We start from the raw sequence: 26,413 nt of genomic DNA, 5'->3' as shown, positions 1-26,413 counted from the left end.
GTCGGCCCACGCCGCGCCGGCCGAGGTCCGCTCGACCCGGCGTGACCGGTCCCGATCGCTGGGCTGACCGGCCGGCCCGCTGCGTACGATGTGGCCGTGGCGCAGGAGGTCGTTCCCGCAACCGGCGGGCCGGTGGACCGTGTCGGCCTGGCCGCCGACGTGATGCGCCGGATGGCGCACGTGACCGCCGCCCTGCGGCACCGGCAGGGCACCGCGTTCGCCGAGCTGGGGCTCACCCCGGCGGCGGCCCGGGCGCTGCACGAGCTGGACCCGGACCGGCCGCTGCCGGCCCGCGACCTCGCCGAGCGGCTGGGCTGCGACCGGTCGAACGTCACCGCGCTGGTCGACAAGCTGGAGCAGGTCGGCCTGGTCGATCGCCGCACCGACCCCACCGACCGGCGACAGAAGACGCTCGTGGTGACCGAGAGGGGCCGGGGCGTGCGGGACCGGGTGATCGAGGTGATGTCCGACTCCCGACTCCTGGCCGGGCTGACCGACCGGGAGCTGGGCACCCTGCGCGACCTGGTGTGGAAGGTGTCCGACGGCGGGTGGCCGGAGCCCTGCGGGCCGGAATGAGCCGAGGGGCGCCCGCCGTGTCCCGCTGGGCGACCAGGGCCCGCGTCGGTAATGCTGGGCGACGTGACCACCCCGCAAGATCTCGACGACCGGTTCCGGGAGACGCTGGCGGCGCTGCCCGCCGCGCAGCGACGGCGTGACCCCGCCGATCCGGTCACCGACGACGCCCCACTGACCGGCACGCAACTGCTGGAGCTGTTCGACGCGCAGGTGACCAGCCGGCAACTCGACCTGGCCGGCCGCTGGCTGCGCAGTTTCGGGGAGGGCTTCTACACCATCGGCTCGGCCGGGCACGAGGGCAACGCCGCGGTCGCCGCCGCGCTGCGCCCCACCGACCCGGCGCTGCTGCACTACCGCTCCGGCGCCTTCTACTGCGCGCGCGCCGCTCAGGCCGCGGCCGACCCGGCGCCCGCCGCCGACATCGATCCACCCACCGACACCGACCCACCCGGGGGCTCGGCCGAGTCCGAACCGGTCGGGTCCGCGCCCCCGACGGGCGGGTTCGCGGCGTACGCGGGCGCGGCCCGGGACGTGCTGCGCGGGATGGTCGCCTCCGGCCAGGAGCCGATCGCCGGCGGCCGGCACAAGGTGTTCGGCCGGGCCGACCTGGCCATCGTGCCGACCACCTCCACCATCGCCTCGCACCTGCCGCGGGCGGTCGGCATGGGACTGGCCGTGGAGCGGCTGCGCCGCCTCGACAGCGCCGGACGGCGCACCGGCGCCGGGGTGCGGGTCGGCAGCGGGGCCGGCGCCACGCACGCCCCGTGGCCGCCGGACGCCATCGTGGTCTGCTCGTTCGGCGACGCCTCGGTCAACCACGCGAGCGCCACGGCCGCGTTCAACACCGCCGGCTGGTACGACCACGCCGGGCTGCGCATCCCGGTGCTCTTCGTCTGCGAGGACAACGGGCTGGGCATCAGCGTCCGCTCCCCGGAGGGCTGGGTGGAGGCGACGCTGCGGGCCAAGCCCGGCATCCGCTACCTGGCCGCCGACGGGGCCGACCCGGTGCAGGCGTACTCGGTGGCGGCCGAGGCCGCGGCCTGGGTACGCCGGCACCGGCGACCGGCCGTCCTGCACCTGCGCACCGTCCGGCTGATGGGGCACGCCGGGGCCGACGCCGAGTCGGCGTACCGCACCCCGGCGGAGCTCGCCGCGGACCTGGACCGCGACCCGCTGGCCGCCACCGCCCGGCTGCTCGTCGACGCCGGCGTGGCGACGGGCGAGGAGTTGCTGGCCCGGTACGACGAGACCGGCTGGCAGGTACGCCGGATCGCCGAGGAGGTGCTGGGCGAGCCGAAGCTGACCTCCGCGGCCGACGTGGTGTCCGCGCTGGCGCCCCGCCGCCCGGTGCGGGTGGCGCGGGCGGTGGCCGACGCGGCGGCCCGGGCCAGCGGGCCGGGCGCGGGCGCCCGGGCGGAGGCGTTCGGGGGCAAGCCGCCGGAGCTGGCCGGGCCGCTGACCCTGGCGCAGAGCATCAACGCGGCGCTCGCCGACGGGCTGCTCGACCATCCGCAGATGGCGGTCTTCGGCGAGGACGTGGCCGCCAAGGGCGGCGTGTACGGGGTGACGAAGGGGCTGCGCGACCGGTTCGGGGCGGCCCGGGTCTTCGACACGCTGCTGGACGAGACCTCGGTGCTCGGGTTGGGGCTGGGCGCCGGGCTGGCCGGGTTGCTGCCGGTGCCGGAGATCCAGTACCTGGCGTACCTGCACAACGCCGAGGACCAGTTGCGCGGCGAGGCGGCCACGATGCAGTTCTTCTCGCGGGGCGCGTTCCGCAACCCGATGGTGGTGCGGGTGGCCGGGCTGGCGTACCAGGAGGGGTTCGGCGGGCACTTCCACAACGACAACTCGGTGGCCGTACTCCGGGACGTGCCCGGCCTGGTGGTCGCGGTGCCGGCGCGGCCGGACGACGCCGCCCCCATGCTGCGGACCTGTCTGGCCAGCGCGGCGGTGGACGGCAGCGTCTGCGTGTTCCTGGAGCCGATCGCGCTCTACCACACCCGTGACCTGTACGCCGAGGGCGACGGGGAGTGGCTGGCCGGCTATCCGGAGCCGGGCTCCTGGGTGGCCGGGCACGTGCCGATCGGCCGGGCCCGCGTCTACCGGGTCGGCTCGGCCGACGATCTCACGATCATCACCTTCGGTAACGGGGTACGGATGTCGTTGCGGGCCGCGGCCCTCCTCGCGGAGGAGGGGGTGGGCACCCGGGTGGTGGACCTGCGCTGGCTGGCCCCACTGCCGGTGGCCGACATCATCCGGGAGGCCTCGGCGACCGGCCGGGTGCTGGTGGTGGACGAGACACGCCGCTCCGGCGGCGTCGGCGAGGGAGTGATCGCCGCGCTGGTCGACGCCGGATATGTGGGTGCGGCGCGCCGAGTAGCCGGAGTTGACTCGTTTGTACCATTAGGTCCGGCAGCGCGTCAGGTTCTGGTCTCCGCGGAAGCCATTACCGACGGTGCCCGTACGCTGCTGGCACGGTAAATTCCGTTCCACCCGGTGCGCCACTTGCGCGCGGACGCACAACTGTGTGGACTTTGCCTGACGGCGTCGGTTCCGGCGCCGCGAGCAGGGACGAGATGAGGAGGCACGCGACAGTGAGCGCGACCGCTGGTCAGGCCGCCGACGGGGTACGCAGCCTGGCGGACCGGTTCGGAATCGAACCGGGGATGGTCGTCATGGAGATGGGGTACGACGACGACGTCGACCAGGATCTCCGCGACGCCCTGACCGACCGCTGTGGAGAGCTGGTCGACGAGGACACCGACGAGGTGGTCGACGCGGTGCTGGTCTGGTACCGGGACGGCGACGGAGACCTCTTCGAGCTGCTCGTCGACGCCCTCGGCCCGCTGGCCGACAATGGGGTCGTATGGCTGCTCACGCCGAAGGCAGGGCGTGACGGGCACGTCGAGCCGAGTGAGGTCGCGGAGTCCGCGCCCACCGCCGGCCTTCAGCAGACCTCGACCATCAACGCCGGCCGGGACTGGAGCGGCGCCCGCCTGGTGCTGCGCCGAGGGGCCAAGGCCAAGAAGTAGCCCGACCGTTCCCCCCCTCGTGCGCCCGGCGGTCCGCACCGCCGGGTGTGGCAGGCTCGTGCCATCCCCTGACTCGACCCGAGGAGTGCGCATGCCCGTCGAGGTTGGCGCCGAGGCGCCGGACTTCATGCTGAAGGACCAGAACAACCAGGAGGTCCGGCTCTCGGCCTTCCGCGGCAGGCGCACCGTGCTGCTGGTCTTCTACCCGCTCGCCTTCACCGGCACCTGCCAGGGCGAGCTGTCCGAGGTGCGGGACAACCTCGACGAGTACGCCAACGACGACGTCCAGGTGCTGACGGTCAGCGTCGACTCGGTCTACAGCCACAAGGTCTGGGCCGACCGGGAGGGCTACCAGTTCCCGATGCTGGCCGACTTCTGGCCGCACGGCGCCGTCGCCCAGGCGTACGGCGTCTTCAACGACGCCGCCGGCTTCGCCAACCGGGGCACGTTCGTCATCGACAAGACCGGCGTGATCCGCTTCGCCGAGCTGAACAGCCCGGGCGAGGCCCGCGACCAGCAGGGCTGGCGCAAGGCCATCGCCGAGGCGGCCGTCTGACCGGGGTGAGCCGTGCGCCGGGCCGGCGGCGAGCAGGGTAAGCTTGCCAGCCTCCGGCCCGCCGCACGGGCGTTCCGGGCGCGTAGCTCAGTGGGAGAGCACCCGCCTTACAAGCGGGGGGTCGCAGGTTCGAAACCTGCCGCGCCCACCACCACCTGACCAGGCAAAACCCGCCCGAGCCCAAGCGCCTTGCCTGGTCGGGCGGGTGCCTGACATCCACTGCTGACATCAGCCGGTCGAGCCGAACGCTTCGCCCAACTTCCGCAACGCCTCTGTCTGCTCAGTCAGCCCGCTGTGCGCGTAGATCATCATCGTGACATCGACATGTGAGTGACCCGCGATGGCTTGAGCGATGTGCGGTACTGCGACCCGGACACGATGAACCTCTACATGCGCAGGCGAGGAGCGGCCCGAGATGCGGCGAAGCTGGCGGACTGGGCTGGCTACCTCGGGCGCATCGACCCTGATTCTCGCCCGCTGGTCGAGCACGTCGTCATCAACAACTGCACCTCGGCGAGGCCGCTACAGGACCAGGCCGAAGCGCTTGTGAAGTCGTTGATGGGGCTGGAACTCGACTGATGCGGGGCGTGATCCTCTACGGTCCGCCGGCATCTGGCAAGGACACGGTGACCGCAGCCCTGCACCAGCTTCACAGCCAGTACCAGCAGTTCCGGCGCCTGAAAGTCGGGCGTGGGCGTACCGCGGGCTACCGAATGAGCACCGATGCCGACCTGGCGACACTGCGCGCCTCGGGCGGCGTGGTGTGGGAGAACCGACGGTATGGCTCGGTGTACGTCATCGACGCACCCGGGCTACGTCAGCAGCTCCACCGGCAAATCCCCGTGGTGCACGTTGGCCAGGTCAACGCGGTCGATGCTGTCCGCCTGGCCTTCCCCGACGTTCGGTGGACCGTGGTTGCTCTTACCTGTCCCCGAGACGTGGCGGAACGACGCATCGTTGAACGCCAGACCGGCGACTCGGCGGAACGCCTCAGGGTATGGGACGAGACAGAGACGGTTCCTACCGCCGATCTGACCATCGACGCGTCCACGTCTTCCCCCGATGTCGCCGCTGGGTTGGTCGACCAGGCGGTCCGGCACAGCCAGGCAGCGGCGGGGTAGCGGCCGGCCGGCTGCCGGCGCTGCCTGGTCTCGCATGATGGTTGACGCATCGGCCCCACCTGATGCTTAACGCGATCACGATGAGCTGGCTAACCCAAGGTCTGCACAAACGGCCATAACGCCCAGTGGCGTGCCCGCTCACGCCATGAGCGGATGCTGCGTCGACCGCCTGTTGCACCGGTTTGCCTTAATTGGAACGTGGACGCCAACACGATCACCGCAATCTGCGCAACTGGCATCGCTGTCGCCTCGCTGGCCGTCTCGGTATCGCAAACGCGCGCCGTTCAGGAACACAACCGCCGCTCGATACGGCCGTTCCTGCAATTCGAGTACCAGCGCCGAACCAACGGTGAGACCGGCTTGCGACTTCGCAACGTCGGGCTCGGTCCTGCCGTTGTCACAGGAACGACGCTGACGTTGGACGGTGAGGATCTCGGGTCATGGGAGGAGCCCACGGTGAACAAGCTACGTCGTTCGCTTCGGGGTCGGCCGCGTGCTCGCACATTAAGGTTGGGCATGGCGATCCCGACCGGCTACGACGAACTTCTTCTGCATCTGGACAACTACGATCGAAACCGTGACGAATGGTTCTGGGACCTGATCCGACGTCGGCTCCTCGTCCAGGTCCACTACGACTCCATCTACGGTGGCGAGCAGTTCAGCGCGCGATCCGACAATCCCTACGACGACCAACTGTCGGAGTCTCCGGCTCCGTAATTTGCCGACGCGACCCGTTCGACCTGCCCTCTTTCTGCCGCGAGTCGCTAACTCGTGGTGACTTCAGAGCGATCATGTCAACCATCAACAGAGGCCGCAGTGTCAACCATCAACCGGAGTCAGACAGCCGGCCGGCGGCCGTGTCGGGTCTCAGGACCTGCATGACAGATCGGTCTCAGGACGTGAGTGACACATCCGGCTAGACGATCTTGCCCGGTCGGGGCGATCTACAGTGACTTCGATGAAGCTAGCCGAGATCCGCCGGTATCCGATCAAGTCACTGCTCGGTGAGCAGCTCGCAACAGTCGAGGTCGACCAGCGAGGACTCGTTGGTGACCGCTTGTGGGCAGTGCGTGACGCAGACGGGAAGTTGGGCAGCGGGAAGAACACCCGTCGCTTCCGGCGGATGCCTGGCCTGTTCACACTGCGCGGACATTCTGGTGATCCGGTGCCGGTCGTGGAACTGCCCGGCGGACGCCGCTTCCCTGCGGATGAGCCCGCGGGGCACGAGGCTGTGAGCGAGGTACTGGCCCGCCGCGTGACGATCGAGCGCGAAGCAAAGGTCATGCACCATGACGAGGGTCCGGTGAGCCTGATCAGCACAGCCGCGCTACGGCGACTGCATGACCTGTTGGGGGAGCCGGTCGACCCATTGCGGTTCCGGGCGAATCTGCTCGTCGGCGTACCGGGCAGCGACTTCCCCGAGGATCGCTGGCTCGGGCGAGCCATCCGTATCGGTTCCGACGTGGTGTTGCGACCACGTCGCCGGCTTACCCGATGCGTCATGATCGACCTCGCACAGGAGGGCGCCCCGGAGCATGGACACCTCTTGAGGACGGTTGCCGAGCACCACGACCTGACGTTCGGCGTGTGGGCAACAGTCGAACGCCCTGGTCGTATCGGACTGCATGATGTCGTCGAACTCATGGCAGCCTGAGAACCGGGCGGCGTCACGCAGGTCCTGAGACCGATCTGTCATGCAGGTCCCGAGACCGGACAGCCGGCCGGCGGCCGAGCGGTTCAAAGTTTCTGTACGTCTTCAAGGCGGCCCTGAGCGGGCCGCACGCGCCGCCGCCTGGGCGCGTGCCAGCCGCTGCCGCTGTCGCTCTGCGGCTGTCACGCCGGATGCCCGGCGGCTGGCGCGGAGAGCTGGAAGCCCGGAGGGCCGCCGCAGAAAGGACAGACGTTGACCGGTGAGGTGATAGGCCGGCAGCCGGCCGGGCCGCGCGGTCACGAACCCGCGCGGCCTAGGGGAACGCACGCCGGCCGCGGCGGCGAGCTGGCGGCGGTCGCGGGGTTGCGGTTAGGGCGCCTCCGGCGGGGGCGCTCCGGCTCCAGGGTGGCCGGGGCTGCGCCGGCGGGTCACGGCCCGTGGGTGGTTGCGGTAGGCCATCCCGCCTGCCATCGACCCGGGCAAGCCGAGCAGACCACCGCCCGACCCGCCAGCGTCCGAACCTGCGTCAAGGTCCGCTTGACGTGGCGGGCCGGGCGGTGGCCCGCTCCCTAGGTGGGCGGGTCGATGGCAGACGGGATGGCAGGTGGGCGCTGCGGGACGTGGCCCGATGAGCGGGCGGCTGGCGCATGAGGTCGGCATCGGAGATGCACGAGCGGTGACGGCCGAGTGTGCATCCGGTAGCTTGGCGGAAAGATCAGGCCCAGGTCTCATCAGCGGGGGTAAGGGTGCCGGGGACAGCAGGTTGGTTGGACAGCGCTGTCCGCGACTTCAGCGCGGCGTGCGCATCAAAGCTCGCCGGCCCTGGCGAGCGTGAGGCCGCGATTCGCAGCCCGATCGAGATGCTTCTCGGAGCCGCCGGCAAGCAGTTGGGCGTGACGGCCGTCTTTCACGATGAGGTCCGCGACACCGAGCGACAGGTCCGGCCGGACTACGGCGTCAGTGTCGGCGGGGCAATCACCGGATACGTGGAGATCAAGGCACCCGGCAAGAGCATCGATCCGGGCGGGCTGCGCGGCCATGACCGGGTGCAGTGGGAGCGCCAACGCGACCTACCGAACCTGCTCTACACCAACGGCACGGATTGGCGGCTCTACCGCGACCAGGAGTTGGTCGACGCGCCGGTACGGTTCACCGGCAGTCTCGACGGCGGCAGCATCACCGCCCCGCCGGCTTTCGAGAAGCTGCTCACCGAATTCCTGAAGTGGCGGCCAGCGCCTATTACCAGCGTCGGTGCGCTGGTACGCGCGGTTGCCCCGCTAACGCGGCTACTGCGCGGCGAGGTCCTGGACCAGCTTGCCGCCGAGCGAAAGGCCGTCCGGGGAGGGGCCGAGCGGGAGGTTCAGCCTTTCCTGGGACTGGCGCAGGACTGGCGGCGAATGCTGTTCCCGCAGGCTGACGACGCCACCTTCGCCGACGGATACGCGCAGACGGTGACGTTCGCGCTGCTGCTGGCCCGCACCAACTCGATCACCGTCACGGGTCACTCACTGCACACCATCGGCGAGCAGCTCCGTGCCGAGCACTCGCTCATGGGCCGGGCGTTGCAGCTACTCACCGACGACCTCGTCGCCGCCTTCAAGGTCACCCTCGATCTACTCGCCCGGGTCGTCGACGCCGTCGACTGGACGAGGGTCCGGAGAGGCCGCCGCGACACCTACCTGCACCTGTACGAGCACTTCCTCGACGAGTACGACGCCGACCTCCGAAAAGCATCCGGGTCGTACTACACCCCGCTCGAACTGGTCGAGCAGATGGTCCGGCTGACCGAGAACGTTCTCGTCTCCCGGCTGGACAAGCCGCGAGGCTTCGCCGACCCGGACGTGCTCACCGTTGACCCCGCAATGGGCACCGGCACATACCTGCAAACCGTTCTTGAACGCATCGCCAAGGTCGCCGAAGCTCACGACGGTCCGGGAGCCGTAGCCGGAGCGGTCAGTATGGCCGCCGAGCGGATGATCGGCTTCGAGCTTCAGATGGGTCCCTACGCGGTTGCCGAGCTGCGCGCGGCAGACCTGCTCGCATCGCACGGGGCGTCTCCTCCACCAGGGGGGATGAAGCTGTTTGTCACCAACACGCTCGACGACCCCCACGCCAGTGACGTCCAGCTCGGCTCGGGAATGCAGCTCATCGCCCGCGCCCGGCGCAAAGCCAACGAGATCAAAGCCCGCGCCAACGTCACTGTGGTTATCGGGAACCCTCCATACGCGGAACTCGCCAACGGCGACGGCGGCTGGGTCGAGAACGGCACGACCGGCCTCGACAGCAAGCGACGCGCTCCAGCTCCCCTAGAGGATTGGTACAACCCGGGTATCGCACGGTTCAAGGCGAAGCTGAAGAACCTCTACATCTACTTCTGGCGCTGGGCCACCTGGAAGGTGTGGGAGTCGACGCGTGACCAGGTTGACGGAGACGCCGGGGTGATCTGCTTCGTCACCACCTCCGGCTACCTTTCCGGGCCAGCTTTCACGGGCATGCGCGAGTACCTACGCCGGTACGCCTCCGAGGGCTGGATCATCGACCTCACGCCCGAGGGACAGACCCCCGACATTCCAACCCGCATCTTTCCCGGCGTCCGGCAGCCGCTCGCCATCGGCATCTTCGTCCGAACCGCTGACGCCACCCGGGACAAGCCAGCACTGATCCATCACCGGAGCCTGACCGGCCGCAGAGCGGACAAGCTCGCCGCGTTGGCAGAGGTGCAGCTCGACGACGACGGCTGGCGAGATTGCCGGACCGACTGGGAATCTTCCCTCACCCCGGCCGCCGCCAGCAGTTGGGACACCTACCCCGCGCTTGACGACCTAATGCCTTGGTACTCCCCAGGGCTGTTCCCCACTCGCACGTGGGTCTACGCGCCCAGCCGGGACGTGCTGAGGCGGCGTTGGGCGACGCTCATTGGTGAGACAGACCGTGAGCGGAAGGCCGAACTGTTCAAGGAAGGCAGTGACGCCAACCTCGTGAAGGTGAAACCTCGCCTGCCGGGTGACGATACGCACCCGAACCCGAGGGTCCCGGTGATTGACGAGGTTGAACCGACTGCCGCCTTCGTGCGGGTTGGCTACCGAGCCTTCGACCGGCAATGGGTGCTCGCCGACCCTCGCCTGATGGACAGGCCCCGGCGAGAGCTCTGGTCAGCTCGGATGCCCGGCCAGGTCTTCGTCATCGAGCAGCACCGCAAGGCCATTCAGTCCGGTCCAGCGGTCGTCTTCACTTCCCTAATCCCAGACTTCGATCACTTCAAGGGATCGGAAGGCGGCCGCACGCTACCTCACCTGCACCCGGGCGGTACCCCGAATCTCGCCCCAGGGCTCCCGTCTGCACTGACTGAACGAATCGGCGTAGAGGCCCGTGCTGCAGACGTTCTCGCCTACGTCGCCGGGGTCACGGCTCACCCGGCCTTCACCGCTACCTTCGCCGACGAACTGACCACGCCCGGCGTCCGAGTACCCATCACCACCGATCCCGCGCTCTGGTGCACCGCAGTCGAGGTTGGCCGCCAGGTCCTCTGGCTGCACACCTACGGCGAAGGGTTTACCGCCCCGGAGCGGCCAGCCGGCTCGATCCGGTTCCCCTCCGGCGATGCGCGACAGCCGCTGTCGGTGGCCCCGGTCACGCGGGTGCCTGAAAGGATCAGTTACGACCCGCAACGGCAGGTCATCGCCGTCGGTGACGGCGAATTCGGGCCAGTCGGGTTGGACGTGTGGGACTACGCCGTCGGTGGCCGGAACATCATCAAATCCTGGTTCAACTACCGCAAGAAGGAGCCAGGCGGGCGGCGAGGGTCCCCGCTCGACGACGTGCACGTCGACGCCTGGGAGCCGAGTTGGACCGGCGAGTTCATCGACCTGCTCACCGTCCTGACCCGGCTCGTTGAACTGGAACCCACCCAGGCCGAACTCCTCGCGGCAGTGCTGGCCGGCGAAGTCGTCGACCGTGACCAGTTGGCCACCGCCGGGGTCCGTTGGCCCGCTGGTTCGGCAGACCGAAAACCCCTGTACGGCCTCACCAGCGATCAACACGAGGCAGCGGCCGATGGTGTCGCGAGGCTGCTGTAGCCGAAATGTCGTCGGCAGGCAACGCCCTGCCGACAGCAACGGTGACAGCAAAGGGTCGAAACGAGGACAATCAGTGGCGTCGGGCGCGACAGTGCAAGCGCGGCTGGGGTCTCAGAGCACCGGGTACGACGTCGGCTGTTGAAATGAACCGACTGTCGGACTGCTGCCAGCAGGGGTTGATGCAACACTGACAGCGTGGTCACCGTCCTTCACGCCGAGATGTTCAGCGAGGCTGAGGCTGCCCGGCTGCTCGATCTACCGCAGAGCACCCTCCACTACTGGCTGGAGGGTGGGACGCGTCGTGGTGTGAAATACGCGCCGATTCTTCGCAGCGAGCCGCAAGGTGGACGTGCTGTGACGTGGGCGGAGTTCGTGGAGGCCGGCTTGCTTCGTCAGTACCGCCGCAGGGACAGGGTTCCGATGAAGGAACTGCGTGCCTTCATCGACAAACTGCGAACGGAGCTAGGCGTCCCATACCCGTTGGCGGACCGGCGCCCATATGCCGTCAACAAGGAACTGGTACACCAGGCTCAGATTTCGGCGGGGCTTGCCCCGGAGTGGCACATGGTTGCGGAGGTTAGCGGGCAGCTCCTGCTGACGGGGCCCTCGGAACAGTTCTTCGACCGGGTGGACTGGGAAGGTGACCTGGCCGCCGGATGGCGACCCACTGCGGATGAGAAGTCGACCGTTCGGATCCGTCCAGACACCCGCTTCGGTCGACCCGCAGTGAAGGGCATCAGCACTGCGACGATCTGGGAACAGGCAGACTCCGGCGAGGATGTTGAGTACCTGGCTAAGCTGTTTCACCTCACCGTGCCTGACGTCCGGTGGGCCCTTGCGTACGAGGAAAGTAGGCGCGCCAGCTCGTCCAATCGTGCCGCGTGAGGCCGCCTCGCGTGACCGACGTCCGCTTCTACGTCGATGCCGACTTGCTGGGGTTGGCGCACGTCCTCGCTGACCTGCGCGCCGACGTAACTTATCCAGGCGACCCGGGTGCGATCATCAAGCGGCGGGCACGGCCGGCTTGTCCGGTCACCAGCCCGGGGGCTAAGGACCTCGACTGGATTCCGATCGTGTCGCAGCGAGGGTGGCTCATCCTCACCCGGGACGGTCAGATTCAGGCGCACCGCAGGGAACTCGCGGCCGTGCGCGACAACAACGCGCGGATGGTGGCGCTCTCGACGGAGCATGCCCGCGGCACGTTCGAGCAGTTAGAGATCGTCATGTGCCAGTGGCGGCGTATTGAGGCCCTACTGAAGCAGCCCGGTCCATTCATCTACATCGCTACGCGCACCACCTTGCGACCGGTCGGCCTCGACTAGCCCGAGCCGTAGGTTGGTAGCTACGGGCGCGCGGCGGCGGTGACCATCGTCAGCGAGAAGTCAGCAAGACGCACGACAATAACCGACAACCGTTGGTACAGGACCGCACCGTCCGAGACTCCAACGCGGCTCGTCGACATTGATCGGCAAGCATCCGCCGCGCGGAGCCGCCTTTACAAGGCAGTGTCCAGCGACGCGACGATGGTGGCTGCCGACCGCACCCCAGGCAGCGAGGCAGCAAGGAGGCAGCACGATCCTTGAGGCGGGTCGGTCCGGATCATCAACCGACGATGTCCGGCACCTGCTCGTCGACGCGGGTCACTACCAAACAGCAGCAGGCGACAGCCTGAGACCGCATCCCCCGGCGGGGGTCGTCCCTTTCCGCAATTCGTGCTCGCTGCGGCTCCTACGCCCCCCACTCCCGTCGCACCGGAGGCTGCTCCGGCTCCTCGTGCGGGGGATCTGTGTCTACGGTCTCGACCAGGTCCTCCGCCGGCGCGACTCCGGCGGGCAGCTCGCCGAACCTGACGTGCCGAAGGCGGGCGAACTCCGCGTCCGTCAACCGCTCGGTGTGCCCTCGATCCTCAACCATCGCCGACCTCCCTCGTCGGGTTCCATTGTCCCCGCTGAGGCAATCTGCCCGTTGGTGGCGACCTCACGCTCAGCGGGCAGGGAGCCGACAGCAGCGGCGACCTGGAGAGTGGACGTGGACGCGCCTCCCGGCTTCAGGGGCAGCGCTGCGAGCGCGAGAGAGATAGCCTCCTACCACTTCAACCTACGAGACCCAAGACCGAGGGTTCAATGGCTGCGGCAGAGTGGTACGAGATAGGCAATTTTTGGACAGCATTGGCAGGAGTTGGTGCGACGTTACTCGTCGGCTGTATCACTTTGTTGGTTACTTTCAGGGTGGCTGTACCGAAACGTCGTGTCGTGTACCGATTCGAGGCGACAGAGCTGTTAGTTGCCCCCGAGGGGAACTCCGCCGGTGTTTCGGTTCATCACAATGGTCGAAGATTGAACAACCCTCACGCCGTTTCTCTGGCGATAGGCAATGACGGAAGGAGGGACGTTCCATCCAGTGCCTTCGACCGCCAAGAGCCCATAGTATTTGACTTCGCAGCCCCGATCATCGAGATTTCTCATCGGGCCACGAAGCCGGACGGCATACCCTACGACGAGATGATGGCACAGGTCGCTCAGTCGGTCGGCGCATCAGAGCCAAGAATTGAAGTGTCCGGCAGCACGCTTCGCATTGGACCCTCGCTCTTGGCGTCACGGCAGATAGTCGTACTATCTCTGCTGACCGACGGCGAGCCTCGTGTGTCGATCTCAAGTCCCTTGATCGACGTTCGAGTCGTAAACAACCGGGAAGTCCTCAAGAGGCGTCGACGCTTTACTAGGGCATTAAGAGCGGTAGCGCTCGTGGTCGCTGCAATATCGGTGGCCTTGCCCGTTGCCTCGGCTCCTCGACTCGGGTTTGCTGTACCGCTCGTGGTCTTCGGCGCATTCTTGGTGCTTGTCTCACTCATGGCTGACTGGGTGACGACGGTGGTCGTTGGGAGAGCAATGGCCGCCGTAGACAACAGCGCCTAGGAGCAAGGGCGGTCGACCGACGAGAAGCTATCAAGCGTTCTCCGAGGCCGTAAGGACCGATGATCCTGGTCAGGATCGATCGGAGCCGTGCTTGTGGCTAGCCGGGTGCAGTCCGTGCGAGGCAGGAGGGGCTTGGTGCCACGCCGAGCAGCGAGGAGGCAGCGAGAGCATCATCAGCGACCGACAGCGGATCGCAGGAGCAAGCAGGCCCAGGGAGCAGGCCGCCCGGAGAGCTGTCGACAGCAACGCTGACAGCGACGGCACCGGACGGCGGCGGGCCAGCAGACACGGAGACGGACGGTATACCGAGCTAGCCGCCGGCTCCGAACATGGACGGACCTGCCGCACAGAGCTTGTAAGCGAGGCGTCAGGCAGCGAGGCAGCGAGGAGCCCTCTCTGGCGGTGCGCAGTCTACGCGGCACCGACGGGTACGCCGTTGGCACACATAGTCAGGTAGCGTGCTCGTCATGCCGGAGGCCCGTCCACCCGCGTTGGCTCGCGCTGGCCGGTTGGATCGGCGGCGTGATCTTGCCGGGTGGCTGCTGACGCCGCTGACCACGCTCGTCGTCGCTCCGGTGGTCGCTGCCGCTTTGGGGATTGTCGTGCTGGTCGGGGGGGCCTTCGACCGGGCACCGGCGCTCTGCGAGTCGGCCCTCGGTGACAACCGCTGCGAGGAAGTCACCCTCGGCATGTTGGGTGAGCATGCGGTCATCTCCGCCGCGGTGTGGCTGTTGCTCTGGCTGGTGCCGTGGTGGCGCGGCCTACGCAAACTGCGGATCCTGCTGGCCATCATCGTCTGCGCCGTGCTGGTGGCCGCGCCGATCCGAATGGCCAGTTGACTGCCAGGAACAGGTCGGGGCTGTCTCCGGACACGTACGGGCGCGATGCGCAGAGCTTGTAGAGCGAGACATCCGGCGGCGAGGCAGCAAGAAGGCAGCACGAGCATCGGGGCGGGTTGGTCCCTAACCGTGACCGATGATGCTCGCCATCTGCTCGCCGACGCCGGCTGCCACCGGCTGGCAGCAACCGACAGCTTGAGACCGCATCCCCCCGCGGGGGGTCGTGACCTGACACCCGCCAGTGTTGGGTAGCGCTATGCCCGGACCCAGTGGTTTACCAAGGACACCACAGCTGCCTGCTGGGACTGGATGGCTTCTAGGTCTGGGAAGGTCACGACGCCCCGGTCGGGTGCCAGCCATGTCATCAGCCCAGTGGGATCTTGGAAGGTAAACTCGGCAAGGTCCGATCGGACCTTCGCTCCACGGTGGAAGATGAGTTGCAGACGGTCAGCGGGTCGAAGCCGGAAGGTCACCCGGTCCTCTCCGTTGTACCGGAAGCTCGGGGCGTTCCATTTCACATGCTCTGAGATGTCAGCGTTCGACGCCAAGATTGCCAATCTCAACTCCTCGACACCGGCCTTCAGCGAATGATCGAGAGTCGCCATGAAGTCGTCAACCTCGCCAGACTTGCTTGGCACCTGCCACGTCCTTCAGTGGTGTCATCGAAGATAAGAGACCATCAGTCTGACATCTGCGACTGACATCAACTGTTGCAGACGGCGGTGGACAGACGCGGACTCACGGCCGGGCCGGCCAGAGGGTGGCAGACGTCGGTGAACGGCACGGCACGTGCTGGAAGCGCCTTACAAGCGGGGGGTCGCAGGTTCGAAACCTGCCGCGCCCACCACCACCTGACCAGGCGAAACGCCGGTCGAGCCATCCGCACTACGCCGAGTTCGGTCGGTCCCAGTAGCCAAGCGGGCGGCCGGCGGAAGCTCACGGCACAGAGCCCAGATCACCGACCTGGACTCTGTGTCAATGGGGGTACTTCCCGAAAGCGCTGCTCAAGGAGGTCTCCGCAGTGCAGCTCATCTCGCCCGGGGCTAGCTGAGTGTGCGAGGGCCGCCAAAGCTCCGCTCCCTTTGAGGTGACGCGGGCCAGGATGCAGTCGTACTGCGAGGCCCGCAAACCGATACCAACGGTGCCGTTCCGCGCGCCGACGTCCTGGCGAATCGCCGGGTCGAGCTGCAGGCCGACGAGCGCCGCGCGGACGGCGTCTTCGGTCGAGCCGGCGGACCGCAGGGCGCTCTTCAGGCGGTCGTCGACGCCGGCGAGCGACGGGTCCTTGGTGACCGGTACGGGAGCTCCCGTCGGGCATGCGATGTCGTCGTCGCGGGTGTCGTTCTCCGGGCCGAGCTGGAGGCGAAAGCAGATGTGCTCGTCGCGTTCCTTGATCACTGAGCCGTCCGCGCCGATCTCCACGCCATGACCGGTCACCTGGAGCACCAGGGTCACGCCGGTCTGCCAGTGCGTCTCGCCGGTGACCGCGAGGACCTTGACGTCGGGGTGTTGGCCCGCTGAGTGTGCGTACTTGTCAGCCTGGTAGAGGTGGTCGTATTCGAACCGGAAGAGGACCCTGTCGACCTTCTCCGCGGCGTCGGCCACTGCGCTCTCGTGCAGCGGGCTCTCCCGAAGGTCGACGAGGTCGCCGAGCTTCTCCTGGAGGCGGCCCTCCAGATTGTCGAGGAAGTGCCACGAGGCGCCGCCCACCAGCGCCATAACCAGAAGCACAGCAGCGCCGGACGTCATCCGCTGTGTTCCGCGATCCATGAGTGGAAGTATGCCGGCGCCAGGGAAGCCGCGCCGCCCTGCAAAGGCTGCCGCTAGCGACCGTGGCAGGTTCGAGACCTGCCGCGCCCACCACGCGTCACCTGTTCACGAGGTTGCGCAGTGCCGCGATCGCCGCCCGGTCGCTGACCTCGGCGTAGATCTTCTTGTCCGCGCCGACCATCACGACGTACGGGCACTTCTGGTCGTCACCGGCCATGGTCTTGTCGAGCAGCTTGCGACCGGTCGCCGCCTCGTACACCCGAAGACGCCAACTGGTCCGCACCAGCGGCAGGGTCTGGGGCTTTGGGTCGTCGAACGTGCAGTTGCGGATCGTCGAGCCGGTGCTGACCCGGTCGAGGCAGGCGACCATCTGCACCTTCCTGGGGTCCTCCGCCGCCCACGTCTGCTCGACCTTGTCGGACAGCCCCAGCGAGTAGTAGTAGCCGTCGTCCTTGTGGCGAAGGCCCGGGGTGTCCGAGAGAAGCAGCACGACCGGGTGGGGAGCCTTGCCCGCGCGCTTCGGCAACTCCGGGTAGTAGATGTCGTCGTCGCACACCCGGTTCAAGTCCTCGATCTTCTCCGCCGGGTACGCGCTGGCCTGCGGCCCCTGCGCGACGGGCTCCTCGGGCTGGGTGGGCCTGGCGCTGGCCGTCGGGCTGCCGCCGGTCGAGGGCAGCGGCGGCGCAGCGGCTCCCGGGCCGGACGCGGTGGTCTGCCCGTTGCGGAGCAGGAACAGGCCGCCGACCACGCCGACACAGGCCACCAGCAGCAGTACGACGAGGGCCCCGGCGATGCCGACGACGATGCCGACGTGATTGGGCTGAGCAGGCGGCGGTGGCGTGGGAACCCACGAGGGTGTCGGAGCAGGTTCCGGCGCGTCCGGGGGAGTGAGCGCCATTCCCGGAGCGGGTACCGGATCGGGCGTACGGCTTGTGCCAGGTTCAGGCCCGGTGCCGGTCATGCTGATCCTCTGTTCGATCGAGGGGAAGCGCGACTGTACCAAGCCCGCGTACCGCCCATGACCCGTGATTCCGAGCCGATCCGGGCAGCTCGGCCCCGACGGCAACTCCCGCTGAGGGCTCCCGCTCCGGGCACCGCCATGATGGGCGCGTGCAGGACACCGTCGCCGTCGCGCTGATCACCGCTCTGTCCACGTTGGCCGCCGCCGCCCTGACCGGGCTGGTCGGCGCGCGCAGCACCCGCCGGCAACTGGCCCACCAGCTCACCGTCGCCCGGCAGGAGAACGCCGAGCGGCGGGCCACGCGCCGCGACGAGCTGCGGCGGGACGCGTACGTCGGGTTCCTGAGCGCCTGTGACCAGGCGTACCGGCGGTTGGACCGGCGGTGGGTGGAGGCCGGCGGAGACGAGCCGACGCCCGGCTACGACGAGACGTACGCCGCGATGCGCGCCGTGGACGAGGCGTACAACCTGGTGTTGCTGGAGGGCCCGGCGGAGGTCGAGGCGGCGGCCCGGTCGGTGCTGGCCAGCCTCACCACCGAGTACGCCGACCAGCGCCGGCTCGGTGGCGAGGCGGACGCGGCGGCGGTGCCGCTGCGCGACCGGCACCGGGAGCGTTGGCTCGCCGCGATCGAGGTACGGACGAATCGCAGGGTTTCGTTCGTCGATGTCGTGCGCCCGGTGTTGGATCGGGACGGGTGACACCGACGAGCGGGGGCGCTGGGTGAGCTACGCGGAGGTCAACGGGCTGCGGCTCTGGTACGAGTCGCACGGCGACGGCCGGCCGCTGGTGCTGCTGCATGGTGGCTACGGGTCGGTGGAGATGTTCGCCCCGATCGTGCCGGCGCTGACCCAGCGGCGTCGGGTCGTCGCGGTCGACCTCCAGGGCCACGGTCGCACCGCCGACGTAGACCGCCCGCTGCGCTACGAGACGCTGGCCGACGACATCGCCGCGCTGCTCGCGCACCTCGACGTGCCCTCGGCCGACGTGCTGGGCTACTCGCTGGGCGGTGGTGTCGCGCTGCGCACCGCCATCCAGCACCTGGGGCTGGTGCGCCGGCTGGTGTTGGTCTCCACGCCGTGCAAGCGGGCTGGCTGGTATCCGGAGGTGCTGGCGGCCATGGCGGCCCAGGACGAGCGGGTCGGCGAGCAGATGCGCGGCACGCCGCCGCACCAGGTGTACGAGCGGGTGGCCCCGCGCCCGCAGGACTGGCCGCGGCTCTGGGCCAAGACCGGTGACCTGCTCCGCCGCGACTACGACTGGTCCGCCGAGGTGGCCCGGCTGAGCATCCCGACGTTGCTGGTCTTCGCCGACGCCGACTCGATCCCGACCAGCCACGCGGCGGAGTTCTACGGGTTGCTCGGCGGCGGGCACCGCGACGCCGGCTGGGACGGCACCGACCGACCCGCCGCCCGGCTGGCAGTGCTGCCCGGGCACACGCACTACGACATCGTCGGCGCGCCGGCCCTGCCGGCGGCGGTCCTGCCCTTCCTCACACACCAGGTCGGGGCGCCCGCCTGACTGCTGGTGGGTGACGATCATGTCGGCGCGCCGGCCCCGCGCCTGGCGGCCATCGGACGCCTCGTTCCCATCCCGAAGTCCGTTTTCCGCCATGCCCACTCGGCCCTCGGGCAGCATCCGCCCGGCCCGGAGAGGGGCCGGCGACGGCAGCGGCACTATTGTCGTGAGACGAGTTCAGGAGGCGTGGCTGTGCAGCTGTCAGACATCGAGGCGGTGCTGTTCGACATGGATGGCACCCTGGTGGACTCCGACGCCGCCGTCGAGCGGGCCTGGCGGAGCTGGGCGGTCGAGTACGGCGTCGCACCCGCGGCGGCGCTGGCGATCGCGCACGGCAGCCCCGCCGACCGCACCGTCCGCCGGCTCCTGCCCGGGCTCGACGACACGGCCGTCGCGGCGGCGTCGGCGCGGCAGCTGGCGTTGCAGTACGACGACCTGTCCGACGTCACGGCCACCCCGGGCGCCCACGACCTGCTGCTGACGCTGGCCCGGCTGGGGTTGCCCTGGGCGGTGGTGACCAGCGCCGACGCCCGCCTGGCCGAGGTCCGGCTCCGCGCGGCCGGCATCGATCCGCCCGTGCTGGTCACGGTGGAGGACGTCAGCGCGGGCAAGCCGGACCCCCAGGGCTACCTGCGGGCCGCCGAGCTGCTCGACGTGTCCGCGGCGCGGTGCCTGGTGGTCGAGGACGCCGAGGTGGGGCTGCTGGCCGGGCGCGCGGCCGGGGCGATGACCGCCGCGCTGAAGGGACTCGACGGCGACCTGTGCCTCGACGACCTGGCGCATCTGGCGGACCGGCTCGAGGCGGCACCGGCGTCCCCCTGACCATTGCGCACCGACGCCGGGTCTCCCGCGGCCCGGCGGCGGGTCAGCCGAGGCGGTCGACCAGCCAGGGAAGCAGGGCGTCGGCTTGAGCCTGCTGGAACGCGCGGACGGTGGGGATGCCGGGCGGCGGCGGGTGCCGGGCGCCGTCGGCGAAGAAGCCGGCCAACCCGGCGTAGAACCCGGTGAGCACGGCCGGGTCGACACCGGCGGTGAGCGGCAGCCGGCGCAGCAGCGCCTCCGTGTCGTGCCCGCCGTACAACCGGACGTTGACCAGCAGCAGTGCGCTGTCCAGCCAGGCCGGCCCCCGGCAGGCCCACGGCCAGTCCACCACGGTGACCGTGCCGGCCGCGTCGAGCAGCAGGTTGTCGGCGCGTACGTCCACGTGGCAGAGCGTGTCACCGGTCAGCGCGGCGATGCCCCGGTCGGCGGCGGCGCACAGGTCGTCCAGGTGCGCCCGGATCCACGGGTCCAGCCGTTCCGGCGGGTCGGCGGCGATCCGGTGCCAGCCGGCGAAGTCCCTGGCCAACCGCTCGGCGGCGGTCGGCACGTGCGCCGCCGGGCTCGGAGTGAGCGCGGCGGCCATCGCCTCCAGGGCCGTCAGCACACGGGACAGTTCCTCGGTCCGCCACGGGGTCACCGGGTGGCGGCCGTCGACGTCGGAGAGGACCAGGGCGACCCACTCGCCGTCGTCATGGCAGCCGAGCAGGCGGGGCGTCGGCGCCGACGGCGGCAGCGCGGCCGTGTTCCGGGCCTCTGCGCGATGCAGGACCGGGCTGTCCGGGTTCTGCGCCGGGCTGACCGCCTTGACGAAGGCCCGCCGGCCGGTCGCCGTGCGGACGCGGTCGGCGGTGCCTGGCGAGTACCCGCCCGGCTGCGACACCGCCTCGACCACCCGATCGCCGATGATGTCCTCCACCGCCGCCCGGACCCGCCCGGGCAGATCCCGCCAACCGATCCGCGTGGTGATCACCTCCGCCATCCCCCCACGGTCCGCCCGCCCACCGCAGGGGACAAGCCATTTACCCGCCCACCGCCGCCCCGGTGATCATGGGGTTGGCGTGCCTTGTCGAGATCGAACCGCCCGTCAACCTCATGATCACCCAGGTGTGGGCTCGGCCAGGGACGGGGGACGTGGGCGGCTGAGGCGGACGGCGGTCAGGGCGATCAGGAGCAGGGTCAGCGCGAAGAGCAGCGCGTTGAGGACGACCGTGGCGTACCCGAGTCGGGGTACGTCGAGGAACGGGTAGAGGTAGCGGTCCTCGTTCCGACCGAAGGCGCCGCGGACCAGGATCACGGTCAGCCACACCAACGGATAGCCGAGCAGGCTGACCGCGTACGCCGGGCGCAGCGCCGCTCGGGGACGGCGGGTGAGCCACTCCGCGGCGGCCAGCGGCGGTGCGACCGCGTGCAGCAGCAGGTTGCCGGCGTCGGAGACCGGCCCCCGGGCGTCGGTCGTCGCCACCATCGCGTAGCCGCTCCACGGATTGGCCAGCACCAGGACGAAGACCACGGCGGTGCCGACCAGGTAGACGGTGAGCGCGGTGCGCAGCCGGTCGCCGCCGGTCAGCAGCACCACGAGGTAGGCCAGGTTGACCTGCACGGTGAAGTAGAAGAGCAGCTCGACGGGCTCGTCGCGCGCGGCGACCACGGAGAGGGCCAGCCCGACGGCGACCACCGCGCCGGCGCTGACCCGCAGGACCCGGCCGGACACGCGGCGGACGCTACCATCGCCGCATCGACGGACGCCATGACGAGCAGCTGCGCCGGGTGCGGGAGATCCTCGCCGCCGACGTCGACCGGGAGCCGGACTCCGCGCTCGCGCTCCTCGGCGACAAGCGGTTCCACTTCTCGCCGTCCGCGGCCAGCTTCCTGATGTACGGGGTGTGCGGCCGCTCCTGGATCGCGTTCGGGCCGCCGGTGGGGCCGGCCGCCGAGCGGTACGGGTTACTGGCCGACTTCTGCGCGACGGCGCGGCGGGCCGGCCGGCGCCCGGCGGTGTACCACGTCGGCGACTCGCTGCTGCCGGAGCTGCGCCGGCTGGGTCTCGCCGTGCACCCGGTGGGGGAGTCGGCGAGCGTGCCGCTGGCCGACTTCGCCCTGACCGGGCCGGCGCGGGGGGCGTTGCGTCGCAACTGGCGGCGGCTGGCCCGCCGCGACGACCTGTCGTTCGCGGTGCTGCCCGGCGCCGGCCTGCTCGACGAGCTGCGGCCGGTCTCGGACGCCTGGCTGGCCGGACGGCCCGACATGTCGTTCTCCCTCGGCGGGTTCGTTCCCGGCTACCTGGCCCGGTTGCCGATCGCGGTGCTGCGGCAGCGGGACCGGGTCGTGGCCTTCGCGGCGCTGCTGCCGACGCCGCACCGCTGGGGGGTGGACCTGCTGCGGTACCACCCGGACGCGCCGCCCACGGCGATGGACCATCTCCTCGTCGAGGTGCTGCACGAGGCGCGGGATCGGGGCCTGGCCACCGTCGAGCTGGGGCTGGCCCCGCTGTCCGGGCTGACCGGCGTGGACCCGCTGTGTCGGCTGGGCCGGGCGGTGTACGCGCACGGCGAGCGGTGGTACCGCTTCCGTGGGCTGCGCCGGTTCAAGGAGAAGTTCGCGCCCCGCTGGTCCCCGCGTCACCTCGCGGCGCCTCGGCGATGGCAGCTCCCGCTGGTGCTGGCCCAGGTGGGTCGGCTGTCGTCACGTCCGTTGCGCTGACGGGCCGCAGCGTCGCGTACAGGGCGGTCAGCTCGGCCAGGTAACGCTGCCCGGACCAGGCGTCCACCGCCGCCCGGCCGTCCCGGACCACCGCGGCGCGCAGCTCCGGCTCGGTCAGCAGTCGCGTCAGCAACGCCCCGAACGCCGTCGCGGTGGGCTCGGCGGCCGGCCGGGCGGTGGCGGTGCCGGGCCGCTCGGCCAGCGCGGCGTCCACCATGGCCACCGGCAGTCCGTACGCCTCGGCCTCGGAGAGCGCCAGGCCCTGCGTGTCGGTCGTGGAGGCGAACGCGAGCACGTCCGCCGCCCGGTAGTGCGCGCCGACCCGGTGGTGCGGCACCGGGCGCAGCAGGTGCAGCGCGTCAGCCACGCCGAGCCGCCGGGCCGCCCGGCGGACCGCGATCCGGTGTCGCCGTGCTCCGAGGAGCACCAGCCGTGCCGCCGGCAGCTCGCGGCGGACCCGGGCGAACGCGGCCAGCAGCAGGTCCGGGTTCTTCTCCGGCGTGGTGCGACCGACCGCGAGCAGCACCGGCGCGTCGGCCGCGATGCCGAGGCGGGCCCGCAGCCGTCGCCGGTCATCGGCGTCGACGGCCGGCGTGGTGACCGGGGTCGGCAGCACCACGATCGGGGTTCGCCCGGCCATCGGGGCCATCAGCGCCGCGGTCTTCGCCGACGGGGCGATCAGCACGCTGGTGTGCGCCAGCAGGCACCGCCCGAGCGCCGCCAGGCGGGCCTGCCGGGCCGGCCCCGGGCGGGCCAGCGCCCACAGGTCCCGGGCCCGCCAGCGCAGACCCAGCCGCAGGCCGGCGTACGCGGCGCCGATCGGCACCTCGGGGTAGTGCGCCGCGTACGCCACCAGGTCGGTGTGCCAGGTGAGCACGGTGGGTACGCCCCGCTCCGCGGCCCAGCGCAGCCCGGCGATGCCGAGCGGGCCGGTGGTGTGCACGTGCACCACGTCGACCGGTGCGTCCGGCGGCCGGGGCGGCGCCAGCCGGTACGGCCGGGTCGGCACCGGCAGCGACGGCACCTCACCCGGTCGGCGGCGCCGTCGGGTGAGCGGGCCCGGGCAGTGCAGGACGACCCGGTGGTCTGCGGCGCGCAGCAGCGCCACGGTCGTGCCGACCGAGGCTGCCACGCCCTCCGGGTTGGCGAGGTGGCTGTCGCTGACGTGGGCGATCCGCACCCCGCCATCATCGCCGGGTCGCGCTCGTCGGGTCGCCCCCGCTCGCCCGCGAGGATCCCGGTGGCACGTCCGGTCGGCGTCTGCTGCACTACTGGCTGGATCCGACGTGAGGGGGAGACGGTGGAGTTGACGCTGACGCCGATGACGGAGCAGGAGCTGGGTCGGCTGCGGGAGCCGCTGGAGCGGTTGTACGCCGAGGACCTGGCGGCGCACCGGGGGTTGACCCCGGAGGAGGCCCGGGAGCGGTCGGCGAACCAGTTGCGGCAGTTGCTGCCGGCGGGCGCGGCCACCGAGGGGGTGCTGCTGCGGGTGGCCCGGGTCGACGACGCCGAGGTCGGCTGGATCTGGGTCACCCTGCCCGGAACGGTCGGAGCGACCGACGCGGCCGGCTCCCGACGCGCCTGGATCCACAACATCGAGGTGCATCCGGCGCACCGGGGGCGTGGGCACGCGCGTCGGATGATCCAGCTGATGGAGGCGGAACTGGCCCGTCTCGGCGTACCCGAGCTGGGGTTGAACGTCTTCGGCACGAACACCGTGGCGATCGGGCTCTACCGCAGCCTGGGCTTCGAGGTCACCGCCCAGCAGATGGCCAAGCGCATCGACCCGGCGGGCTGAGACGCGGCGGGCGTCGCGTACCGGCCAGGACAGTCTCCTGGGCAGGACTGTTCACCCGCCGAGCGGGAACGCGCCGGCGGACCGCACCGAGGAGGAGCGACGGATGACGCACGATGCCGGACTGACCATTGGTGTGCTCGGCTCGTACGGTGGCCGGAACCTGGGCGACGAGGCGATCCTCACCGGCCTGCTCAGCGATCTGCGCACGCAGGAGCCGAACGCCCGCATCATCGTCTTCTCCCGTCACCCGGAGCACACCCGTCTCGCCCACCCCGACGTCGAGGCGGTGCCCTGGGAGGGCATCAGCCGCACCGACTCCGCCCTGGTCCTGGCCCAGCTCGACCTGCTCATCCTGGGCGGCGGTGGGATCCTCTACGACCGGGAGGCCCGCCGCTACCTGCGGGTGGTCCGGGTCGCCCAGGAACGCGGCCTCCCCCTGATCACGTACGCGGTGGGGGTCGGGCCGCTCAGCGACGCGGTGGACACCGGGATGGTCCGGGAAACGCTCGCCAGCGCGATCCAGGTGACCGTCCGCGACCAGGAGTCCCGGATGGCGTTGGAGGAGGCGGGCCTGCTCAACCCGATCACGGTCACCGCTGACCCGGCGTTCCTGTTGCAGCCGGAGGAGTTTCCCCTGCACCTGCTGCGCGAGGAGGGGGTGCCGGCCGGCAACCGTCTGGTGGGGATCAGCGTGCGGGAGCCGGGCCGGGCCGCCGAACGGCTCGACGTGGACGGCTACCACCGGCTGCTGGCCCAGATCGGCGACTTCCTGGTCAACCGGATCGACGCGTACGTGCTGTTCGTGCCGATGGAACGCGACGACATCCGGCACGCCCACGGGGTGCTGTCCCACATGATCGCCGCCGAGCGGGGGCGGATCCTGCACGGCACCTACTCACCGCAGCAGGTGCTCGGGCTGATGCGCCACTTCGACCTGGCGGTGGGCATGCGTCTGCACTTCCTGATCTTCGCGGCGATGGTCGGCACCCCGTTCCTGCCGCTGCCGTACGCCGGCAAGGTCTTCGACCTGGCCCAGCGGCTCGGCGTGCCGGCGCTGCGGGGCGTCGAGCGGGAGGTCGAAGGGCCACTGCTGGCCGAGGTCGACCGGCTCTGGGACGAGCGGGAGCTGCGCGCCGAGGCCACCGCACAGCGGGTCGCCGAGGTCTGCGAGCAGGCCCGGGGCACCTCCGAGGTCACCCGTGGCGTCCTCGACAGCCTGCGCAGCCAGACCCTCACCCGGGTCTGAGCCGGCGGTCACACCGCCGGGCCGGTCCACCGGTAGCGCCAATCGCGGGCGTCTTCGCCGGCGGACTCCAACTCGTAGATCTGCGCCCCGGCCAGCCCGCCGGACCCGAGGTGGTGGTGGGTCAGTGGCGGACGGCCGTTGCTGTCCAGCTCGACGGTGACGCTCTCCCCGTCCGCCGTGCCGCCGACGAGGAGGATCTGCACGGATGAAGCCATGCGCCCATCCTGCCCGCCGCGCCGGGACCGCGCAGTGGATAGCGGGGCAGCGGGACGGCCGGCCCGTGGCTAGGGTCGGCGAATGGCGGAGCAGACCATCGATCCGACGCTCGCCCCGGTGCTCGCCCGCACCAGCGATGAGCGCGCCGTTCTCGACTCGTTCCTCGATTTCCACCGTGCCGTGGTGCTGCGCAAGCTGCGTGGCCTGTCCGACGCCGACGCCGGCCGCCGGCTGGTGCCCTCGGCGACCACGCTCGCCGGGCTGGTCAAGCACCTGACCATGGTCGAGCGGAACTGGTTCCCGATCCTGCTGGCCCCCGAGCCCGGAGACGTCTACCTGACCTCGGAGGAGGACGCGGTGGCGAGCTTCACGCTCGACGCACGGGACACCGTCGCCGCGCTCACCGAGGCGTACGAGCGGGCCTGCGCCCGGTCCCGGGCGGTGGCCGCCAGCTTCGACCTCGACCACGTGGTGCCGCACCCGCAGCTCGGCGAGGTGTCGCTGCGTTGGATCCTGGTGCACATGATCGAGGAGACGGCCCGGCACGCCGGTCACGCCGACATCCTGCGGGAGCTGACCGACGGCGAGTCCGGCGCCGTGTGACCCCAGCGCGGTCGGC

At 70.3% G+C, this 26,413-nt stretch carries 28 protein-coding genes and 1 tRNA gene; 21 read left to right on the top strand and 8 right to left on the bottom strand.

All coding sequences use genetic code 11. From position 1 onward, the window contains the following. Positions 1-162: 162 nt before the first annotated feature. The 12 genes from AB0K07_RS17605 to AB0K07_RS17550 all read left to right on the top strand — a co-directional run bounded on the left by AB0K07_RS17605 (position 163) and on the right by AB0K07_RS17550 (position 12,334). Entirely contained in the window at positions 163-576 is a 414-nt protein-coding gene (locus AB0K07_RS17605; RefSeq protein WP_363756640.1) for a MarR family transcriptional regulator, read from the top strand. 51 nt (positions 577-627) lie between these two features. After that, a complete protein-coding gene (locus AB0K07_RS17600) occupies positions 628-3,057 on the top strand; it encodes a thiamine pyrophosphate-dependent enzyme (protein ID WP_363756233.1) in 2,430 nt (809 codons plus the stop codon). A gap of 113 nt (positions 3,058-3,170) precedes the next feature. Beyond that, complete coding sequence (locus AB0K07_RS17595; protein ID WP_363756231.1) at positions 3,171-3,608, top strand: DUF3052 domain-containing protein; 438 nt, start codon at positions 3,171-3,173, stop codon at positions 3,606-3,608. 91 nt (positions 3,609-3,699) lie between these two features. Further along, positions 3,700-4,164 carry a peroxiredoxin gene (locus AB0K07_RS17590; protein WP_363756229.1) on the top strand — a complete coding sequence of 155 codons (465 nt, stop codon included), beginning with the start codon at positions 3,700-3,702 and terminating at the stop codon, positions 4,162-4,164. A 76-nt stretch (positions 4,165-4,240) separates the two neighbouring features. Beyond that, positions 4,241-4,315 (top strand) — tRNA-Val (locus tag AB0K07_RS17585). A gap of 179 nt (positions 4,316-4,494) precedes the next feature. Then, positions 4,495-4,743 (top strand): hypothetical protein, encoded by a 249-nt coding sequence (locus tag AB0K07_RS17580; protein WP_363756227.1) that lies wholly within the window; start codon positions 4,495-4,497, stop codon positions 4,741-4,743. Beyond that, the gene (locus AB0K07_RS17575; protein ID WP_363756225.1) at positions 4,743-5,285 is read left to right on the top strand and encodes a kinase; all 543 of its coding nucleotides are present in this window, start codon (positions 4,743-4,745) and stop codon (positions 5,283-5,285) included. The genes AB0K07_RS17580 and AB0K07_RS17575 overlap by 1 nt, the downstream gene beginning before the upstream one ends. A gap of 198 nt (positions 5,286-5,483) precedes the next feature. After that, positions 5,484-6,002, top strand: a complete 519-nt coding sequence (locus tag AB0K07_RS17570) for a hypothetical protein (RefSeq protein WP_363756223.1) — start codon at positions 5,484-5,486, stop codon at positions 6,000-6,002. 241 nt (positions 6,003-6,243) lie between these two features. Continuing rightward, a complete protein-coding gene (locus AB0K07_RS17565; protein ID WP_363756221.1) occupies positions 6,244-6,939 on the top strand; it encodes an MOSC domain-containing protein in 696 nt (231 codons plus the stop codon). Positions 6,940-7,703: 764 nt separating this feature from the next. Continuing rightward, entirely contained in the window at positions 7,704-11,012 is a 3,309-nt protein-coding gene (locus AB0K07_RS17560) for a type ISP restriction/modification enzyme (RefSeq protein ID WP_363756219.1), read from the top strand. A 195-nt stretch (positions 11,013-11,207) separates the two neighbouring features. Then, positions 11,208-11,897: a hypothetical protein gene (locus AB0K07_RS17555; protein WP_363756217.1), complete on the top strand. Its 690-nt coding sequence runs from the start codon at positions 11,208-11,210 to the stop codon at positions 11,895-11,897. Between the two features lie 11 nt (positions 11,898-11,908). Next, positions 11,909-12,334, top strand: a complete 426-nt coding sequence (locus AB0K07_RS17550) for a hypothetical protein (RefSeq protein ID WP_363756215.1) — start codon at positions 11,909-11,911, stop codon at positions 12,332-12,334. Positions 12,335-12,740: 406 nt separating this feature from the next. Here AB0K07_RS17550 and AB0K07_RS17545 read toward each other — a convergent pair whose 3' ends face one another. Continuing rightward, positions 12,741-12,926, bottom strand: coding sequence for a hypothetical protein (locus tag AB0K07_RS17545; protein WP_363756213.1), 186 nt, complete (start codon positions 12,924-12,926; stop codon positions 12,741-12,743). A gap of 338 nt (positions 12,927-13,264) precedes the next feature. On the opposite strand from AB0K07_RS17545, the gene AB0K07_RS17540 reads away from it, so the two are divergent. Further along, positions 13,265-13,927, top strand: a complete 663-nt coding sequence (locus tag AB0K07_RS17540) for a hypothetical protein (RefSeq protein ID WP_363756211.1) — start codon at positions 13,265-13,267, stop codon at positions 13,925-13,927. Positions 13,928-14,394: 467 nt separating this feature from the next. Then, positions 14,395-14,766, top strand: coding sequence for a hypothetical protein (locus AB0K07_RS17535; protein WP_363756209.1), 372 nt, complete (start codon positions 14,395-14,397; stop codon positions 14,764-14,766). Positions 14,767-15,020: 254 nt separating this feature from the next. Here the strand turns inward: AB0K07_RS17535 and AB0K07_RS17530 are convergent, their stop codons facing one another. The 3 genes from AB0K07_RS17530 to AB0K07_RS17520 all read right to left on the bottom strand — a co-directional run bounded on the left by AB0K07_RS17530 (position 15,021) and on the right by AB0K07_RS17520 (position 17,434). Further along, positions 15,021-15,404 (bottom strand): DUF1801 domain-containing protein, encoded by a 384-nt coding sequence (locus AB0K07_RS17530; protein WP_363756207.1) that lies wholly within the window; start codon positions 15,402-15,404, stop codon positions 15,021-15,023. A 337-nt stretch (positions 15,405-15,741) separates the two neighbouring features. Continuing rightward, a complete protein-coding gene (locus AB0K07_RS17525; protein WP_363756205.1) occupies positions 15,742-16,536 on the bottom strand; it encodes a hypothetical protein in 795 nt (264 codons plus the stop codon). A 97-nt stretch (positions 16,537-16,633) separates the two neighbouring features. Continuing rightward, the gene (locus AB0K07_RS17520) at positions 16,634-17,434 is read right to left on the bottom strand and encodes a hypothetical protein (RefSeq protein ID WP_363756203.1); all 801 of its coding nucleotides are present in this window, start codon (positions 17,432-17,434) and stop codon (positions 16,634-16,636) included. A 212-nt stretch (positions 17,435-17,646) separates the two neighbouring features. Here AB0K07_RS17520 and AB0K07_RS17515 point away from each other — a divergent pair, with 212 nt between their 5' ends. The 3 genes from AB0K07_RS17515 to AB0K07_RS17505 all read left to right on the top strand — a co-directional run bounded on the left by AB0K07_RS17515 (position 17,647) and on the right by AB0K07_RS17505 (position 19,834). Further along, complete coding sequence (locus AB0K07_RS17515; RefSeq protein ID WP_363756201.1) at positions 17,647-18,195, top strand: hypothetical protein; 549 nt, start codon at positions 17,647-17,649, stop codon at positions 18,193-18,195. Positions 18,196-18,217: 22 nt separating this feature from the next. Beyond that, positions 18,218-19,015 (top strand): alpha/beta fold hydrolase, encoded by a 798-nt coding sequence (locus AB0K07_RS17510; RefSeq protein ID WP_363756199.1) that lies wholly within the window; start codon positions 18,218-18,220, stop codon positions 19,013-19,015. A gap of 189 nt (positions 19,016-19,204) precedes the next feature. Then, positions 19,205-19,834: an HAD-IA family hydrolase gene (locus AB0K07_RS17505; RefSeq protein ID WP_363756197.1), complete on the top strand. Its 630-nt coding sequence runs from the start codon at positions 19,205-19,207 to the stop codon at positions 19,832-19,834. Positions 19,835-19,877: 43 nt separating this feature from the next. On the opposite strand, the gene AB0K07_RS17500 is transcribed toward AB0K07_RS17505, so the two are convergent. After that, complete coding sequence (locus tag AB0K07_RS17500; protein WP_363756195.1) at positions 19,878-20,813, bottom strand: phosphotransferase; 936 nt, start codon at positions 20,811-20,813, stop codon at positions 19,878-19,880. A 117-nt stretch (positions 20,814-20,930) separates the two neighbouring features. Continuing rightward, entirely contained in the window at positions 20,931-21,545 is a 615-nt protein-coding gene (locus AB0K07_RS17495; protein ID WP_363756193.1) for a Pr6Pr family membrane protein, read from the bottom strand. Between the two features lie 56 nt (positions 21,546-21,601). On the opposite strand from AB0K07_RS17495, the gene AB0K07_RS17490 reads away from it, so the two are divergent. Continuing rightward, the gene (locus AB0K07_RS17490; protein WP_363756191.1) at positions 21,602-22,534 is read left to right on the top strand and encodes a GNAT family N-acetyltransferase; all 933 of its coding nucleotides are present in this window, start codon (positions 21,602-21,604) and stop codon (positions 22,532-22,534) included. Here the strand turns inward: AB0K07_RS17490 and AB0K07_RS17485 are convergent. Then, complete coding sequence (locus AB0K07_RS17485) at positions 22,419-23,714, bottom strand: glycosyltransferase (protein WP_363756189.1); 1,296 nt, start codon at positions 23,712-23,714, stop codon at positions 22,419-22,421. The two genes, AB0K07_RS17490 and AB0K07_RS17485, sit on opposite strands and share 116 nt — an antisense overlap. 60 nt (positions 23,715-23,774) lie before the next feature. Between AB0K07_RS17485 and AB0K07_RS17480 the strand changes: the two genes are divergently transcribed. Together AB0K07_RS17480 and AB0K07_RS17475 are read left to right on the top strand one after the other, a co-directional pair. Further along, complete coding sequence (locus tag AB0K07_RS17480; protein WP_363756187.1) at positions 23,775-24,332, top strand: N-acetyltransferase; 558 nt, start codon at positions 23,775-23,777, stop codon at positions 24,330-24,332. Positions 24,333-24,435: 103 nt separating this feature from the next. Next, positions 24,436-25,578, top strand: coding sequence for a polysaccharide pyruvyl transferase family protein (locus AB0K07_RS17475; RefSeq protein WP_363756185.1), 1,143 nt, complete (start codon positions 24,436-24,438; stop codon positions 25,576-25,578). Positions 25,579-25,586: 8 nt separating this feature from the next. On the opposite strand, the gene AB0K07_RS17470 is transcribed toward AB0K07_RS17475, so the two are convergent. Further along, positions 25,587-25,793 carry a hypothetical protein gene (locus tag AB0K07_RS17470; protein ID WP_363756183.1) on the bottom strand — a complete coding sequence of 69 codons (207 nt, stop codon included), beginning with the start codon at positions 25,791-25,793 and terminating at the stop codon, positions 25,587-25,589. 82 nt (positions 25,794-25,875) lie between these two features. Here AB0K07_RS17470 and AB0K07_RS17465 point away from each other — a divergent pair, with 82 nt between their 5' ends. Next, positions 25,876-26,397 carry a DinB family protein gene (locus AB0K07_RS17465; RefSeq protein WP_363756181.1) on the top strand — a complete coding sequence of 174 codons (522 nt, stop codon included), beginning with the start codon at positions 25,876-25,878 and terminating at the stop codon, positions 26,395-26,397. Positions 26,398-26,413 lie beyond the last annotated feature (16 nt).

The organism is Micromonospora sp. NPDC049301, from assembly GCF_040678715.1.
Lineage (GTDB): Bacteria > Actinomycetota > Actinomycetes > Mycobacteriales > Micromonosporaceae > Micromonospora.
Note: the sequence above shows the minus strand (reverse complement) of the source record. Positions and strands in the feature narration are given on the sequence as shown.

What these genes read in the sequence shown, in the direction of transcription:
- AB0K07_RS17565 (WP_363756221.1), top strand. Translation starts at nt 6,244, where the DNA reads ATGAAGCTAGCCGAGATCCGCCGGTATCCGATCAAGTCACTGCTCGGT.
- AB0K07_RS17575 (WP_363756225.1), top strand. Translation starts at nt 4,743, where the DNA reads ATGCGGGGCGTGATCCTCTACGGTCCGCCGGCATCTGGCAAGGACACG.
- AB0K07_RS17525 (WP_363756205.1), bottom strand. Translation starts at nt 16,536, where the DNA reads ATGGATCGCGGAACACAGCGGATGACGTCCGGCGCTGCTGTGCTTCTG.
- AB0K07_RS17600 (WP_363756233.1), top strand. Translation starts at nt 628, where the DNA reads ATGCTGGGCGACGTGACCACCCCGCAAGATCTCGACGACCGGTTCCGG.
- AB0K07_RS17465 (WP_363756181.1), top strand. Translation starts at nt 25,876, where the DNA reads ATGGCGGAGCAGACCATCGATCCGACGCTCGCCCCGGTGCTCGCCCGC.
- AB0K07_RS17520 (WP_363756203.1), bottom strand. Translation starts at nt 17,434, where the DNA reads ATGGCGCTCACTCCCCCGGACGCGCCGGAACCTGCTCCGACACCCTCG.
- AB0K07_RS17475 (WP_363756185.1), top strand. Translation starts at nt 24,436, where the DNA reads ATGACGCACGATGCCGGACTGACCATTGGTGTGCTCGGCTCGTACGGT.
- AB0K07_RS17590 (WP_363756229.1), top strand. Translation starts at nt 3,700, where the DNA reads ATGCCCGTCGAGGTTGGCGCCGAGGCGCCGGACTTCATGCTGAAGGAC.
- AB0K07_RS17535 (WP_363756209.1), top strand. Translation starts at nt 14,395, where the DNA reads ATGCCGGAGGCCCGTCCACCCGCGTTGGCTCGCGCTGGCCGGTTGGAT.
- AB0K07_RS17605 (WP_363756640.1), top strand. Translation starts at nt 163, where the DNA reads ATGCGCCGGATGGCGCACGTGACCGCCGCCCTGCGGCACCGGCAGGGC.
- AB0K07_RS17500 (WP_363756195.1), bottom strand. Translation starts at nt 20,813, where the DNA reads ATGGCGGAGGTGATCACCACGCGGATCGGTTGGCGGGATCTGCCCGGG.
- AB0K07_RS17545 (WP_363756213.1), bottom strand. Translation starts at nt 12,926, where the DNA reads ATGGTTGAGGATCGAGGGCACACCGAGCGGTTGACGGACGCGGAGTTC.
- AB0K07_RS17470 (WP_363756183.1), bottom strand. Translation starts at nt 25,793, where the DNA reads ATGGCTTCATCCGTGCAGATCCTCCTCGTCGGCGGCACGGCGGACGGG.